Below are 15,558 nucleotides of genomic sequence, written 5' to 3'. Positions count from 1 at the left end.
TTCCCGCGCAGGCGGGAATCCAGGGGCAGGCAGCTGTAGTGTTCAGAGAGGGGGCTTGACCACGCAACGCGTAGGGTAGGTTCGGCGCTTGCCGGCATAACCCAGCGGCGGTGCCGCAGTCGATTGCGCTGGTGGGTTACGGCCTTTGGCCTAACCCACCCTACGGGCTCCTATCGATATTGCAGGCAGGCCGTTTCCGCAGGGCAGCTGTAGCGTCTGCAACGCTTTTTATAGCTATGTGTTGCACACCTGACCGGTGCAGCGGCGCGCTGGCGTAGGGTGCGCCGCGCGTGCCAACAGGCTGGTACATGGCTGTTGGGAGCAAGAGCCCAGTCCGCGCGGCGGCAGAAAAAAGCCATCAAGCAACTCGGAGCCGAGTCCTCGTCAGGACGCCGAGCGAGTCATGAAGAGGCGGGGACGTTCCTTCGTGACGGCCCACGGAGTAAAACCAGGGGCGGATGCCGGGCTGGCCTTCTCTTTGGTTACTTTCTCTTGGCCTGGGCGGCGATCCGCAAACAAGAGCAACGAAGCGAAGCGGAGTAACGGCCGTAGGCTGGCCCGAAGGTCGAGCGTAGCGAGTCAAGTGACTCGCCCGGGAGGGCGAAACCAGTACCGTCAGTACGCTCGGTAATAGTCGGGCAGAAAGCCTCGACAGGTGCGCACGGCGCACCCTACGGAGCACATTGATGAAGACTCGGGCTCCGAGTTGCCTGAGAGTTTCTTGGAAGTTGGAATGAAAGCAACGCTTTCATATCGCCCGGATGAAATACGGGAGGAGGAGGTCCTTTTCCCGGATTTCATCCGGGCTACGCCGGTGCGCATGGCGCACCCTACGAGCAACCTGCCCCGCATCCCGGTGATCCATGGCTATCTGCGCCTGAGCAGCGGCCAGGTGCCCAGCACGGCTGGCAGGCCCAGGCCGAGCCAGGCGAGGGCGTCCCAGGGGCCGTCGCCGAGCAGCGCGGCGAACAGGCCGGCGGCGCTGAGCAGGCCCAGGGCGGCGGGGATGGCGAAGGTCGATTCGCGCCAGCGCTTCATGCCGCCACCTCGTCGCGCAGGGCCGCGCGTGGTGCGCGGCGGCGTACCCACCAGAGGTACAGGCCGCTGCCGAGGACGATCAGGGTGAGCACGTCGAGCACCGCCCAGAGGATCTGCATCGGCCGGCCGCCGTAGTCGCCGAAGTGCAGCGGCTGGGACATGGCCAGGGCGTCCATGTACCAGGGGCGCTGGCCGACGGCGGTGACGTCCAGGGTCCGCGCGTCGATCAGCACCGGGGTCCACAGGTGCGAGGTCAGGTGGCTGCTGCCCTTCATGAACACCGAGTAGTGGTGCTCGCTGGAGAAGCGGGTGCCGGGGAAGGCGATGAAGTCCGGCTGCATGCCGGGGGCGGCCTGTTGGGCGATGTCCAGCAGGCGGGTGGCTGGCGCCCGCTCGGTCAGCGGCGGGGCGTCGCGGTAGGGGCCGATCATGGCTGCCAGGGTGTCGTTGCGCCAGGCGCTGATCAGCAGGTCGGCGCAGGCGCTGATCACCCCGGTGATGCCCACCGTCAGCGCCCACACCAGGGTGACGATGCCGATCAGGTTGTGCAGGTCGAGCCAGCGCAGACGCGTGGACTTGTGCTGGCGCACCTCGGCGAACTTCAGGCGGCGCATGAAGGGCGAATAGAGCACCACGCCGGAGATGATCGCCACCACGAAGAGGACGCCCATGAAGGCCAGCAGCAGCTTGCCCGGCAGGCCGGCGAACATGTCCACGTGCAGGCGCAGCATGAGCATCATGAAGCCGCCGTTGGCCGCCGGCATCTCCACGGCCTCGCCGCTGCGCGCGTCGAGCATGAAGGTGTGCGAGGAGTTGGGCTCGGTGCCGGCGGTGGCGGCCATGATGGTCACCACGCCGTTGGGTTCGTCGTCTTCCCAGCCCAGGTACTGCACCACTTCGCCGGGCCGGTGCCGCTCGCCGGCCTCGACGATCTGCTGCAGGTCCAGGCGCGGCGTGTCCGGCGCCATCTCGCGCAGTTCCGGGGCCTCGCCCAGCAGGTGTTCGATCTCGTGGTGGAAGATCAGCGGCAGGCCGGTGAGCGCCAGCAGGAAGAGGAACAGGGTGCAGATCAGGCTGGTCCAGGTATGGACGACGGACCAGCGGCGGATGGTGGTGGATTTCATGTCCAGTCCAGAAGTGTTGCCCGATACGAGGTTGGGTGGAAAAACGACGAAGCCGCCCGTGACGGCGGCTTCGGGCTACGGCACAGGGGCCGGGCCGTTCAGAAGCTGTTTACGATCCTAGCCAGCTGCCCGGATCTTCTCCAACACGCAGGGCCATGGGCCCGTCGTACCGGCGCAGGCCGGTATCCAGTTGCCCGCACCGAGTCGCCTGTCGGTTTTCTGGACCCCGGCCTGCGCCGGGGTGACGAACTGGAAGGCAGGGTTCCAGTAAAAACCGAGTTGCTCAAGAGATCGTAAACGGGCTCTTAGAACTCCAGCTGCGCGGAGAAAGTCACGGTGCGAGGGTCGCCCAGGTAGGAGCTGTTCAGCCAGTACGACTTGTTCGCCAGGTTGCTCACGTTGGCGCGCAGGGTCACGCTGTTGTCGGCCACCGGGATGCGGTAGCGGGCACCGGCATCGAAGGTGGTGAACGACGGCAGGCTGTGCTGGTTGGCCTCGTCGCTGTACTGCTTGCCGGTGTAGTAGGCGCCGCCGGTGACGGCGAAGCCCGGCACGGCGTTGATGTCGTACTCGGCGTACAGCTTGGCCAGTTGCGAGGCGACGTTGGTCGGCTTCTGGCCTTCGTTGGCGGCGACGCTGGATTTCTTCACTTCCGGGTCGAGCAGGGTCACGCCGCCGACCAGGGTCAGCTCGGGCAGCACCTTGCCGGTGATGCCGAATTCCAGGCCGTTGTTCTCCTGGCGGCCGTCCTGCACGTAGTAGCCCGCGCCGTTGGTGTAGGCGTTGGGCTTGTCGATGTTGAACAGGGCCAGGGTCAGCAGGGCCTCGCCGACGCTGGCCTTGACGCCCACTTCGTACTGCTCGCTGACTTCCGGGGCCATCGCCGCGCCGGCGTTGAGCGCGGTGTTCGGCGCGATGCCGCCGGCCTGCAGGCCCTCAATGTAGGTGGCGTAGGTGGTCAGCCAGGGCAGCGGCTTGTAGATCAGGGAGACGTTCGGCGAGGTTTCCGACTCGTTGTAGCTGGTCGCGGTTTCCGCGTAGCCGAAGGCCCCGGCCCAGACGAAGTCGTTGCTGTAGGTCTTGATCCGGGTGTGGGTCAGGCCGAGGATCGACGACCACTGCTCGTTGAAGGTGATCACGTCACCGACCAGGAAGTTGTCCGACTGGGTGCGCGACGACACGCGCTGGTCGCCGTGGCCGATGGAGTAGCTGGGCTTGTCCACCTGCGGGGTTTCGCCGAACGGCGACGGTGTGCCGACCACGTCGACGTACTGCGGGCCCGGATAGGGCACGTAGTCGGTGTAGTCGCGGCTGCGCACCACGTTGCCCTGGTAGCCGACGGTGGCCTTGTGGCCGATGCTGCCGGTGGCGAAGGCGGCGTCGAGGAACAGGTTGCCCGAGGTCTCTTCGGTCTCGACCGGGGCGAAGGCATACAGCGGCTGGGTGTAGCTGCCGGCGCTGTACACGGTCGGGCCGGTGTAGGTGTATTCCTGGGTGTACTGGCTGTAGCCGAGGGCGCCACGCAGGCTGAACACGTCGTTCAGGCGCCAGTTGAAGCGGCTGCCGACGCGGTCGTGCTCGCTGTCGGAGAAGGCCCACTTCTGGCTGTACAGCTTGTCGTTGTCGAGGTCGTCGGCGTCCGGGCGGAACGACTGGTCGCCGAAGTACCAGTAGCTGGTCAGGCCGCGGGTCTCGTTCTTCTTGTGCGAGGCGTCGAACTGGATCAGCAGGTCGTCGCTGACGTTCCAGTCCAGGGCCAGGCTGATCATCTGGCGGCGGCGCTTCTGCAGGTCGATGGCGGTCTCGCCGTCCTGGGTCAGCAGGTTGACCCGGTAGGCGAACACGCCCGCGTCGTCGATCGGGCCGCCGAAGTCGCCGTGCAGGTAGTAGTTCTCGCCACCGGCGTTGCCCAGGGTCACGCTGTTGTAGCGCTCGTAGGTCGGCCGCTTGATCACGTAGTTGACCAGGCCGCCGGGGCTGGCCGGGCCGTAGAGGAAGCCGGACAGGCCGGTGAGGATCTCTATCTGTTCCATTTCCTCGACGAAGTTGCCGCTGTCGTAGCCGGTGGAGTAGCGCAGGCCGTCGTTGGCGATGCTCATGTTGCCGGCGCCGCTGAAGCCGCGGATGGCCACTGCGCTGGCGTAGCCGGCGTTCTTCGGCGAGTAGATCTGGGTGAAGGGGTTGCGCTTGAACACGTCGTCGATCGAGGTGGTCTGGGTGTTCTGCAGCAGTTCCCGGGACACCACGCTCATCGAGTAGGGGGTGTCCTGCAGGCGCATGCCGCCGAGGGCGCCGACGTTCTTGACCGCTTCGCTGCGGTAGCCGGCCTCGGCGCTGCCGGGGGCCTGGACGCGGGCGTTGATGCTGGTGCTCGGCAGGGTCAGCTCGTCGGCGGCGGGGGCCAGGCTGTAGCTGCCGCCGGCGTTCTGCACCAGCTGCAGACCGCTGCCTTGCAGGGCGGCGTCAAGCGCGGCCAGCGGCGAGTAGTCGCCGCGCACCGGCTGGGCGGTCTTGCCGGCGGTCAGCGCCGGGTCGATGCTGAGCACGATGCCCGCTTCGCTGGCGATGGTGCTGAGGGTGCTGGCCAGCGGGGCGGACGGCAGCTGGTAGCTCTGGGCGTGGGCCAGTGCCGGCACGGTGGCGAGGGCGATGGCGGCGGCCAGCAGGCTGGGGCGCAGCAGGTGCAGGGTACGGGACATGGTGAACGGCTCCTGAAGAAAGAAAAAAGTCTCTCGATGTCTTCCTTGCCGAAGCAAAAGCGGAAAGTGACAGGGGCCCGCGAAGATTTTTTCGAAGGGCCGCCTGGGAGGCTGTCCGACGTCCCGCGGACAGGGTGCACAGCGGGCTTTCAGCTGGCCCTCAGCGCTCCGCCGGCACCACCCGTATCCACCAGTCGGTATAGCGTTCGATGCGCACCGGCAGGCTCGGCGGCAGGGCGGCCAGGGCCTGCGCACTGTCACGCAGGGGGAAGCTGCCGCTGATGCGCAGGTCGGCGATGCGCGGGTCCACGCTCAAGTAGCCGGTGTGGTAGTCGTCCAGGCGTCCCAGCAAGTCGGCCAGGCGCTCGTTGTCGGCCACCAGCATGCCGTGGCTCCAGGCATCGGCGCCCAGCGGCGCCGGCGCGCCCTCGCCGAGACGGTCGCGGCGCATCAGCACCTGACTACCGGCCTCGATCACCCGTTCGTCCGGCTGGGCCTGGGGCTGGGCGGCCACCGCCGACTGCAGCACGATCAGGCGCGTCGCCTCGCCCTCGCGGCGCACCAGGAAGCGGGTACCCAGGGCGCGCAGGCTGCCCTGGGCGGTGACCACGAGGAACGGCCGGGTGTCGCCGTGGGCGGTCTCCACCAGGATTTCGCCGCTGCGCAGGTACAGACGGCGTTCGTCCGGGGTGAACTGGATGTCCAGCGCGCTGCGGCTGTTCAGACTGACCCGAGTGCGGTCGGGCAGTTGCAGCTCGCGCACCTCGCCGGTGCCGGTGTAGGCGTCGGCCAGGTAGTCGCCCAGCGGGCGCTGCTGGTTGGCCAGCAGGCCGAGGCCCAGGCCCACGGCGAGCAGCAGGCCGAGGGCGCGGCCGCCGATCCTGCGCTGCGGGCGGGTCAGGGCGCGCCGCGCCGGCGCCGGTGCGGCGACGCCCAGCTGCTGGTCGAGTTCGCCGAGCTGCTGCCAGACCCGCGCGTGCTCCGGGTGGGCCGCCAGCCAGGCGCCGAAGGCCAGCCGGTCCTGCTCGCTGGCCTCGCCGGAGCCCAGGCACAGCTGCCAGCCGATGGCCTCGTCGAGCACCCGCAGCGGCACGGCGCTCACCGGGGCTCCCCGTAGACGGCGATGTAGCACTGGCGCAGGCCCTGGGCCAGGTACTGGCGCACCCGCGACACCGACACGCCGAGGCGCTCGGCGATCTCGGCGTGGCCCAGGCCGTCCAGGCGGTTGTAGAGGAAGGCTGCGCGGGCCCGGGCTGACAGCTGGCCGAGCAGGCGGTCGACCTCGCGCAGGGCCTCCAGGGCCATGGCCTGTTCTTCCAGGCCGGGCTGCTCGGGCTCCGGCAGCTGCGCCAGTTCTTCCAGGTAGGTACGTTCCAGGGCGCTGCGGCGGAAATGGTCGATCAGCAGGCCGCGGGCGATGGTGGTGAGCAGGGCGCGGGGTTCCCGCGGCGCCTGCAGGTCGGGGCGGCCGAGCAGGCGGACGAAGGTGTCCTGGCCGAGGTCGGCGGCGCGCTGCGGGCACTGCAGGCTCTTGCGCAGCCAGGCGAGCAGCCAGTCGCGGTGATCGCGATAGAGCAGGCCGACCAGCTCGTTGTGGGTGTTTTCCCCGACGGACACTGTCACCTCCGCCAATGGGGGCAGAAAGAGAGAAGCGAGAATGCTTCTCATATAGTGTCAGATTGCCGCAGGTCATCGCAATCGTTGTCGATGGGTGGCTCGGGTGATCGGGTGATACGGGCGGGGGCAGGTCAGGAAATCCCGTCGTCCCCGCGAAGGCGGGGGGCCAGCTGTTGTTTATTGGGTCCCCGCCTGCGCGGGGACGACTGGGGAGGGGCGTGCAGTGGGTGTGGGGTGGTGTGGCCTGGTACGGACAGGGCAGCTGGCACATCCCCGTCATTCCCGCGAAGGCGGGAATCTAGGTGCGCGGTGTTTTTTGGGTCCCCGCCTGCGCGGGGACGACGGGGAGGGGCGTGCAGTGGGTGCGGGTGGGGTGGTCTGGTACGGACAAGGCAGCCGGAACATCTCGTCATTCCCGCGAAGGCGGGAATCCAGGTGCACGGTGTTTTTTGGGTCCCCGCCTTCGCGGGGATGACGGTGTGAGGGCGTGCAATGCGTGCGGAGTTCAGAGGGACGGGGCGAGCTGCCGGCGGCGCCATGACTGTGCCCGGCGCTGCAGTTCGGCCAGGCTGTCCAGGCCCTGGCGGCGCGCCTTGCTGAACAGGATCAGCGCCAGCTCGGCGGTGGCCAGGGCGTCGGCGCTGGCGTGATGGCGTTCGCTGGCCTGCAGGCGGAAATGGCTGAGCCACTCGTCCAGGCCACGGTAGGCCGGCGCTTCGGGGCACAGCAGCGGTGCCAGCACGGCGGCGTCGAGGAAGGGGTGGGTCAGGCGGTAGCCGAGGGTCTCGCGCAGGGCGCGCTCCAGCATGTGCTGGTCGAACGGCGCGTGGAAGGCCAGCAGCGGGCTGTCGCCGACGAAGGTCATGAACTCCAGCAGCGCCTCGTCCGGTTCGCGGCCGGCGGCCACCGCGCTGGGCGCGATGCCGTGGATCAGGGTGCTGGGGCCGGCCCGGTGGCCGGGCTGGCGCAGGGTGCATTCGAACTGCTGGGACAGGTCGATGGCGCCGTCCTCGATCACCACCGCGCCGATCGCCAGCAGGTGGTCGCGCTGCAGGTTGAGGCCGCTGGTCTCCAGGTCCACCACCACCAGGCGCTGGCGGGCCAGCGGGCGGTCGTCCAGCGGCGCCGGGGCCGGCAGGTGCAGGCCCCGCGGGTCGAGGGCCGGGCGCGCGGGGCGGAGGCGGGCGAGCAGTTTCTTCATGGCTGCCACGGGACGCGCCGTGCGCACCGGCGCAAGGCGTTGGCCGGCGGGAGCGCACGGCGCACCCTGCTAGAACGGGTCCACGGCGCGCGTGGGGGCATGGTCTTCCTCATAGCTGGTAGCGCAGCGCGAGGCTGGCCTGCAGGCGCTGGGCCTGGCGGAAGGACTCGCGCAGGATGCGCCGGTCCAGGTGGTTGAGGCTGTCCGGGTCGAGGCGGTTGGAGAAGGCCAGACCCTGGGCGGCCTGCTGCTGGTGCAGTTGCAGGCGCATCTGCTGGATCAGGTGGTAGGCCTCCTCGTAGGCCGCGCCGTCCTGAGCGTCGATCACCCGCAGGCGCACCAGCTCGGCGAAGCGGCGCAGGGTGCTGCTCTCGCCGATGCCGTGGGCCAGGGCCAGCAGGCGGGCGCCGTCGACGAACGGGGTGAGGCCTTCTTCCTTGAGGTCGAGGGTGTCCTTCTCGGCGCCCTTGCGGGCCACCACGAAGTCGCGGAAGCGCCCCAGCGGCGGGCGGTGGCGCAGGGCGTTGGCCGCCAGCAGGCGCTGGAACAGGCTGTTGTCGGCGACTTCGGCGAGCAATTGCTGGCGCAGCTGCTCGCAGCCTTCCTCGGCGCCCCAGATCACTCGCAGGTCGAAGTAGATGCTCGACCCCAGCAAGCTCTCCGGCGTGGCCTCGCGGATGAAGGAGGAGAAACGTCGCGCCCATTCCTGGCGCGACAGGCACAGCGCCGGGTTGCCGGCCATGATGTTGCCGCGGCACAGGGCGAAGCCGCAGTCGGCGAGCAGCTGGTTGATGCGCCGCGCGCGGGGTAGCAGGAGCTGGCGGATGCGCTCGGCGTCGGCGGCGTCCGTCGCTTCGAACAGGATGCCGTTGTCCTGGTCGGTGTGCAGGGTCTGTTCGCGGCGCCCCTCGCTGCCGAAGCACAGCCAGCTGAACGGCACGCCGGGGTCGCCCATTTCCTCCAGCACCAGTTCGATCACCCGGCATACGGTGTGGTCGTTGAGCAGGGTGACTAGCTGGGTGATCTGGGTCGAGCTGGCGCCGTGGGCCAGCATGCGCTCGACCAGCTGGCGGATGTCGCCGCGCAGCGCCACCAGGGTCTCGATGCGCCCGGCGTGGCGGATGGTGCGGGCCAGGTGGACCAGGTCGACCCGCTGCAGGGAGAACAGGTCGCGCTCGGAGACCACGCCGACCAGGCGCTCGTCCTCCACCAGGCAGACGTGGGCGATGTGCCGCTCGGTCATCGCCAGGGCGGCATCGAAGGCGCTGGCGTTGGGCGACAGGTGGAACGGGCGCTGGGTCATCAGTGCGCGGATCGGCTGTTCCAGCGATTCGCCGTCGGCCACCACCCGGCGCAGGTCGCGCAGGGTGAAGATGCCGTGGGGGCGATCGCCCTGGTCGACGATGACGATGCTGCCGACGTGCTGTTCGTGCATGCGCCGCACCGCCTCGCGCAGCGGCGTCTCGGCGGCGCAGGCCACCGGCTGCTGCGGGGCCAGTTCGCGTAGCGGGGTATCCAGCGAGTATTGCGCGCCGAGGTTCTCGGCGGCGCGCAGCTGCACCTGCTGGTTGACCTGGTCGAGCAGGCTGCTGACCCCGCGCAGGGCGAAGTCGCGGAACGGCGCGGACTGGGCGAACAGGCGGACGAAGGCGTCCTTGCCCAGCAGCAGGCAGAAGGTGTCCTCGCCGGCCAGGTGCTCGGTGCGGGTGGCGCGCTCGCCGAGCAGCGCGGCCAGGGGGAAGCACTCGCCGCTGGCGATCTCGAAGGTGGTCTCGCTGCCGCGCCGGGCCGAGTGCGGGCGCTCGCCCACCACCTGGCCCTGCTTGACGATGTAGAAGTGCTGCACCGGCCCGTCGTCGGGCTTGATGATGCTCTCGCCGGCGGCATAGAAGCGCAGCTGGCAATGCTCCACCAAGTAGGCCAGCTGGGCGCTGTCCATCTGGTTGAACGGCGGGTACTTGCGCAGAAACTCGCTGGTGCCGTGGATGTTCTGCAGTACGGCCGTCTTGCCGGCGGAGGTGGAGGACATGCGACGCTCCGATGGTCGAGTCGAGCCATCGTCGCGCCTGCGCCGCGAGGCGCCTATTGGACCTAGGTCGCAGGCGCCGGGCGCGGCAGGCTCAGCAGCGCGCCCAGGGCCAGGCCGGCGGCCGCCGCCAGCAGGGCCGGGGCGAAGTGCTGGTAGCGGCTGTGCAGGGCGTCGGCGAGCAGCGGGCCGGCGATCTGCCCGACGCCGTAGCTGGCAGTCATCCAGGCCGCCAGCTGGGGCCGGCGCTGCGACTCGCCCCTGGCCGCCGCCATGGCGATGGTCACCGTGCCCATGAAGGTGCCGCCGACCAGCAGCGCGCTGAGCAGGCAGGCCGGCACGCCGGGATCGAATGCCGGCAGGGCCACGCCGACGGCCTGCAGCCCCAGGTTGAACGCCAGCGCCGCGCGCGTGCCCAGGCGCTCGCGCAGGTAGTGCCAGAGGAAGCACGAGGGCGCCGCGCCGAGGCCGAAGGCGGCCCAGAGCTGCAGCGGGTCGACGCTGCCCAGGCCGTCGCGCAGCAGCAGCGGCAGGTAGGTGGCGGTGACGATGTAGCCGAAGCCGGCCAGGCCGTAGAGCGCCACCAGGCGGCCGGCGGGCAGCGCGCGTTGCGCCAGTGCCGTCTCGGCTGCGGAGCCGGTCGGCCGCTTCAGCGCCCCGAGCGCGGGCAGGCTGAGCAGCGCGGCGACCAGGGCCAGCGCCAGCCACAGCGCGGGGCTGTGCCAGCCGAGCGCGCGACCGGCGGCGATCAGCTCGGCGGACAGCAGGATGCCCAGCCCGACGCCGGCGTACAGCACTGGCGCCGCCTGCGGATGGTGGTCGGCGCGCAGCAGCCAGAGCGAGGCGCCGACCAGGGCCAGAGCGCTGGCGACACCGGCCAGGAAGCGCAGCGGCAGGATGCTGGCGACGCCCGGTGCGACGGCCATCGCCAGCAGGCAGGCCAGGCTGGCGAACAGCCCGGCGCGGCACAGGGTGGCCGGCTGCCATGGGTGGCGCCAGGCCAGCAGCAGGGCGCCGAGCAGGTAGCCGGCGTAGTTCGCCGAGGCGGCCAGCGAGCCGCCGCGCAGGTCGAGCACGCCGTCGGCGATCATCTGCGGGTAGAGCCCGGTGAAGGCGAAGCGGCCGAAGCCCATGCCCACCGCCAGGATCAGGGCGCCGGCCAGCGCGTCCCGCAGCGCCCGGCGTCTCACGCGGGGCTCCGCAGCGCCTCGTGCAGCCGCTCGAAGGCCGCGCTGGCGTAGCCGTGGCGGCGGATCAGCAGGGTATCCAGTTGCAGCAGCGGCACGCTGCGCACGGCCGGGGGCTGGCGCGGCAGTTCGAGCAGCGAGCGCGGCACCACGCCGACGCAGGTGCCGGCCGCCACGCAGGCGAGGATGGCGTGGTAGGAGCCGACTTCCTGCACCCGCACCGGCGGGCCGCCGGCTCCCAGCCAGCTCAGGGCGATGTGACGGTAGCTGCAGCCCTGGGCGAAGCCCGCCAGGGTGCGCACCCGCACCTGCTCGGGGTGGTCGACCGGAGGGTGGTCGGCGGGCAGCACCAGCAGCAGCTCCTCGCGGAACACCGGTTGCGCGTCCACCTCGGCCGGCAGCGCCTCCGCCTGCCAGCGCCCCTGCTGCCAGCTGTGGGGCTGGGCGATCAGCGCGCAGTCCAGGCGCCGCGCCAGGACGGCGTCGAGCAGCGCCAGGCTGGGACCGGTGCCGACTTCCAGCGTCACCTGCGGGTGCTCGCGGTGGAAGCGCACCAGCGGCTGCGGCAGGCGCACGGCGGCAGTGCTCTCCATGCTGCCCAGGCGCAGGCTACCTTCCGGCCGCTGCGGGTGCATGGCCTGGCGCGCCTCGTCGGCCAGGGCCAGCAGTTGCTCGACGTAGGCGAGGAAGGTGGTGCCGCGCTCGGTCAGGACCATGCGCTTACCCTCGCGCAGGAACAGGGCGGTGCCCAGGTCTTCCTCCAGTTGCTGGATGCGCGTGGTGACGTTGGACTGGGCGCGCTGCAGGTGCTGGGCGGCGCGGGTCACGCTCTGCTCCAGGGCCACGGTGCGGAAGATGGCGAGGGTGGCGAGATCCATGGATTTAAATCTCAAAAAAAGAATAAAGTTGTGTTAATAATCTTTATTAGAGATCGATCAGTCAATCCCGGAGGTTTCCATGTCGTCCCTGAGCACGCTACTGGGCATCCAGCATCCCATCATCCAGGCGCCCATGGTCGGCGTGTCCACGCCGCAGCTGGCGGCGGCGGTTTCCGAGGCGGGCGGTCTGGGTTCGCTGGGGCTGGGCGCCAGCAGCCCGGCCCAGGCGCGCGAGCTGATCGAGCAGACCCGGGCGCTGACGGCGAAGCCGTTCAATCTCAACCTGTTCTGCCATGCCCCGGCGAGCGCCGACGCGGCGCGCGAGCGGGCCTGGCTGGAGCGCCTGCGCCCGCTGTTCGCCGAGTTCGACGCCGAGCCGCCGGCCGCCCTGCGCGAGATCTACCCGAGCTTCCTGGCCGACCCGAACATGCTGGAGGTGTTGCTGGAGCAGCGCCCGGCGGTGGTCAGCTTCCACTTCGGCCTGCCGCCACGGGACTGGATCGAGCGGCTGCGCCAGGCCGGCATCGTGCTGCTGGCCTGCGTGACCACGCCTGAGGAGGCGGACCAGGCCGAGGCGGCCGGGGTGGATGCGCTGGTGGCCCAGGGCGTCGAGGCCGGCGGCCATCGCGGGGTGTTCGCCCCGGAGCGCGGCGACGCCGCCATCGGCACTCTCGCCCTGGTGCGCCTGCTGGTGAAGCGCTGCCGCCTGCCGGTCATCGCCGCCGGCGGCATCATGGACGGCGCCGGCATCCGCGCGGCCATGGCCCTGGGCGCCGCCGGCGTGCAGCTGGGCACGGCCTTCGTGCTGTGCCCGGAGTCCTCGGCCAACGCCGCCTACCGTGCGGCGTTGAAAGGCGAGAAGGCCGGGCGCACCGAGATCACCTCGAACCTCTCCGGCCGTCCGGCGCGCGGCCTGCCCAACCGCCTGTTCGGCGACCTGGGCGCGGCCCTGCCGGACTACCCGATCTGCTACGACGCGGCCAAGGCTCTGCACGCGGCGGCCAGCGCCAGGGACAGCCACGACTTCGCCGCCCAGTGGGCCGGGCAGGGCGCGCCCCTGGCCCGTGAGCTGCCGGCGGCCGAGCTGGTGGCGGTGCTGGTGAGGGAAATGGCGGAGGCGTCGCGGCCTTCGCTGTAGCGCCCACGACGGCCGGGTGTCTTCGCCCGGCCTGATCTTGTGTTCACGATCTCGCGAGAGCATCAGAAGGGCGCAGTTGTAGGAGCGGCTTTAGCCGCGAACCGAGGTGGTACGGTAAAAAGCTTCGCGGCTGAAGCCGCTCCTACCGTGTGTGTTCGCGGTACATGGCAGAAGGAGAAGCACGGGGCGGGCTGCGGTCCATCCCGCGCTTCGGGCGCCGGGATCAGCGCTGGGCTTTGCCGGCCATCCGTAGGATGTCGTCCAGCACGTTGCCGTCGCCGTTCAGGTCCAGCATCGAGGCCAGCCCGCCCAACCCGCTCTGCTGGCCCTGGCCGTTGCCGCCGCCGAGCATCCCGCCCAGCAGGTCGCCGAGGCCACCCGACGACTCGGACGGCTGCCCTGCGCTCGCCTTGCCCTGCTGGCTCAGGTAGCTGGTGACCAGCATGGCCAGGATCGGCAGCATCTTCTTCAGCAGGGAGGCGTCCAGGCCGGAGCGGTTGGCGGCGTCCTCGGCCACCGTGCGGCTGACGTCCTTGGAGCCGAAGATCTCCCCGAGGATGTCATTGCCGCCGCCGCCGTTACCGAGCGCTTGCCCGAGCACCTGGCCAAGCAGGCCACCGCCGCCGCCCAGCTGGCCGAGCAGCCCGCCGAGGCCATCGAGGCCGGAGGCCTGCGACTGCGCCTGTTTCTTCATGCCGCCGAGTATCGCCGGGAGCAGCGCGGCGGCTCCCTGCATGGCTTCGCTCTCGCTCACGCCGAGCGCCTGTGCCATGGGTTGGACGCCGCCCATCTGGGCGAGGATGTCTGTGGTCTGCATGGTTCGAAACTCCTTCTATCGTGGTGTGCCGGTCAGTGGCCCGGTTCGGCGGGGAGGGTGCCGCCCGTTCCCGGCGATACGCGCCGGCACCTGCTTGTACCGTTCCGAACGATATCGCGTTTTCGCCGCCCGGGAATGGAGTATCGGATGCGGCGTCGGAGGCTTGCGGGACCGCGTCACATGAAAAAAGGCCGGAGGGTCGCCCCGCCGGCCTTCTTCGTGGCGCTACCCCGGGATCAGGGCAGGGTGAACAGCACCTTGACCTGGTCGGTCACGGCGGCCTTGTCCACGTAGCCGATGGCGTCGGCCTCGGCGGCGACCTTGGCCACCACCTCGGCGTCGCCGCCCACGCTCGGCAGCGGCTGGCCCTTGCCGGTGAACACCAGGCCGGACCAGTAGGACTTCAGCTGGGCCTCGTTCTTGCTGGTGACCGCGGCGTAGAACTTCTCCTTGGTCGGGTTCCAGTCCTTCTGGTCGACGCCCTTCAGCGACTTGTTCTTGCCCAGGAAGATGTTGGCCACGTCGGACTGCGACGGACTGGCCGAGGCGCCGGCGTTGACGATCACGGCGACCTCGGCCTGGGCCATACCGGTCTGGGCCAGGGCCGCGGCACCGAGGCTGGCGGCGGCGAGGAGAACGCGAATGGATTGCTTCATATGCACGCTCCTCAGAACACGAAGTCGACGCCGGCGCTGATGATGTCGCCGTCGTAGTTGCGGGCCGGAACGCCCAGCGCGCCGCCGCTGATGTCGTTGACGGTGTTGTCGTACAGCTCCTGGGCGTTGCGCACGAACACGCCGTCGTAGCCGCCGGTGGTATTGACGCGCTTGTACTCGCCCTTGATGACCACGGTCGGCAGCACGTTGTAGTTCAGGCCGAGGGTCCAGGAGTTCTGCCGGCCGTCGTCCTCGTCCAGCTGGGCGTAGGTGACGTGGGCCAGGAAGTCGCCGAAGCGGCGGCCGCCCATCAGGTAGAACGCCTCGGTGCTGTCGCCGGCGTTGTTCTCGATCACCAGGCGGGTCCACTCGTTGGCGGTCAGCCAGGTGCCGTTGTCGTACTGGTAGCCGACGGAGGTGAACTTGCCCTTGTCGTCGTCCAGGGACAGCAGGGTGGCCGAGCCCGGGTTGCCGAGCACGTCGACGAAGCTGCCGGAGATCTCGGTCTTGATGTCGGCCTCGGCGTAGCCGATGCGCACGGTACCGAAGTCGTTGGTGGCCAGGCTCACGCTGGCGCCGAAGACCTTGGAGTAGTCGATGTCGAACTCGTCGTCGTAGGCGTAGTAGTCGCGGTTCTTGGCGACGCCGCCGGCCAGCTGGAAGGAGGCGGTGGCGAAGGACAGCGGCAGGTTGTAGACCAGGTCGGCGCCTTCGTAGTTGGACAGCTGGACCTGGCTGTAGACCTCGTCCGGCAGGCGCAGCCAGGGGTAGCTGAAGCCCACGTCGATGCTCTCGGAATACATGTACACCGGGGTGCGCAGGCGGCCGAAGCGGAGCATCAGGTTGTCGGTGCTCTGCCACGACAGGTAGGCCCACTCCAGGTTGCCCTTCCACTCGTCGCCGTAGGCCTTGGCGGTGGTCTGCAGGGTCAGGCCGACGGTGTCGGTGATGCCGTAGCTGAGCTGGGCACCGAACTTGCTCAGCTGGTCGCCGCGCCAGGAATCCTTGGTCTGGCCGGAAACGCCGTAGCCGCGGCCGTCGTCCTCGCCACCCAGGTGGGTGACGCCGAGGGTGCCGAAGGCGTTGATCAGGGCCTCGCCTTGTTCCAGCGCGAATGTCGGGGTGCTGGCCAGGCAGACGGCCAGGCCAAGTACACGGGCAGTAGTCATGCAGTGAT

13 protein-coding genes are annotated in these 15,558 nt (G+C 69.7%); 1 reads left to right on the top strand and 12 read right to left on the bottom strand.

Annotation, left to right across the window (positions count from 1 at the left end; genetic code table 11):
- Positions 1-867: 867 nt before the first annotated feature.
- From N7640_RS06670 to N7640_RS06630, 9 genes are all read right to left on the bottom strand, one after another.
- A complete protein-coding gene (locus tag N7640_RS06670) occupies positions 868-1,038 on the bottom strand; it encodes a hypothetical protein (RefSeq protein ID WP_279901730.1) in 171 nt (56 codons plus the stop codon).
- Positions 1,035-2,162 (bottom strand): PepSY-associated TM helix domain-containing protein, encoded by a 1,128-nt coding sequence (locus tag N7640_RS06665; RefSeq protein ID WP_279901731.1) that lies wholly within the window; start codon positions 2,160-2,162, stop codon positions 1,035-1,037. Before N7640_RS06665 ends, N7640_RS06670 begins: the two co-directional genes overlap by 4 nt.
- A gap of 305 nt (positions 2,163-2,467) precedes the next feature.
- Complete coding sequence (locus N7640_RS06660; protein ID WP_279901732.1) at positions 2,468-4,861, bottom strand: TonB-dependent receptor; 2,394 nt, start codon at positions 4,859-4,861, stop codon at positions 2,468-2,470.
- 160 nt (positions 4,862-5,021) lie between these two features.
- Positions 5,022-5,963: a FecR family protein gene (locus N7640_RS06655; protein ID WP_279901733.1), complete on the bottom strand. Its 942-nt coding sequence runs from the start codon at positions 5,961-5,963 to the stop codon at positions 5,022-5,024.
- Complete coding sequence (locus tag N7640_RS06650; RefSeq protein WP_279901734.1) at positions 5,960-6,478, bottom strand: RNA polymerase sigma factor; 519 nt, start codon at positions 6,476-6,478, stop codon at positions 5,960-5,962. The genes N7640_RS06655 and N7640_RS06650 overlap by 4 nt, the downstream gene beginning before the upstream one ends.
- 505 nt (positions 6,479-6,983) lie before the next feature.
- A complete protein-coding gene (locus tag N7640_RS06645) occupies positions 6,984-7,679 on the bottom strand; it encodes a 3'-5' exonuclease (protein WP_279901735.1) in 696 nt (231 codons plus the stop codon).
- 109 nt (positions 7,680-7,788) lie between these two features.
- Complete coding sequence (locus tag N7640_RS06640) at positions 7,789-9,708, bottom strand: DUF294 nucleotidyltransferase-like domain-containing protein (protein ID WP_279901736.1); 1,920 nt, start codon at positions 9,706-9,708, stop codon at positions 7,789-7,791.
- Positions 9,709-9,770: 62 nt separating this feature from the next.
- Positions 9,771-10,895, bottom strand: coding sequence for a YbfB/YjiJ family MFS transporter (locus N7640_RS06635; RefSeq protein WP_279901737.1), 1,125 nt, complete (start codon positions 10,893-10,895; stop codon positions 9,771-9,773).
- Entirely contained in the window at positions 10,892-11,770 is an 879-nt protein-coding gene (locus tag N7640_RS06630) for a LysR family transcriptional regulator (RefSeq protein ID WP_279901738.1), read from the bottom strand. Before N7640_RS06630 ends, N7640_RS06635 begins: the two co-directional genes overlap by 4 nt.
- Positions 11,771-11,849: 79 nt before the next feature.
- On the opposite strand from N7640_RS06630, the gene N7640_RS06625 reads away from it, so the two are divergent.
- The gene (locus tag N7640_RS06625) at positions 11,850-12,908 is read left to right on the top strand and encodes a nitronate monooxygenase (RefSeq protein WP_279901739.1); all 1,059 of its coding nucleotides are present in this window, start codon (positions 11,850-11,852) and stop codon (positions 12,906-12,908) included.
- Between the two features lie 223 nt (positions 12,909-13,131).
- On the opposite strand, the gene N7640_RS06620 is transcribed toward N7640_RS06625, so the two are convergent.
- The 3 genes from N7640_RS06620 to N7640_RS06610 form a co-directional block, all read right to left on the bottom strand.
- A complete protein-coding gene (locus N7640_RS06620; RefSeq protein WP_279901740.1) occupies positions 13,132-13,725 on the bottom strand; it encodes a DUF937 domain-containing protein in 594 nt (197 codons plus the stop codon).
- Between the two features lie 236 nt (positions 13,726-13,961).
- Positions 13,962-14,381: a phosphate ABC transporter substrate-binding protein gene (locus N7640_RS06615; RefSeq protein ID WP_220815387.1), complete on the bottom strand. Its 420-nt coding sequence runs from the start codon at positions 14,379-14,381 to the stop codon at positions 13,962-13,964.
- Positions 14,382-14,392: 11 nt separating this feature from the next.
- Entirely contained in the window at positions 14,393-15,550 is a 1,158-nt protein-coding gene (locus tag N7640_RS06610) for a hypothetical protein (RefSeq protein WP_279901741.1), read from the bottom strand.
- Positions 15,551-15,558 lie beyond the last annotated feature (8 nt).

It is taken from the genome of Pseudomonas sp. GD04015, from assembly GCF_029837675.1.
Taxonomy (GTDB): domain Bacteria; phylum Pseudomonadota; class Gammaproteobacteria; order Pseudomonadales; family Pseudomonadaceae; genus Aquipseudomonas; species Aquipseudomonas paralcaligenes.
This window is presented reverse-complemented; position numbering and strand designations above follow the sequence as displayed.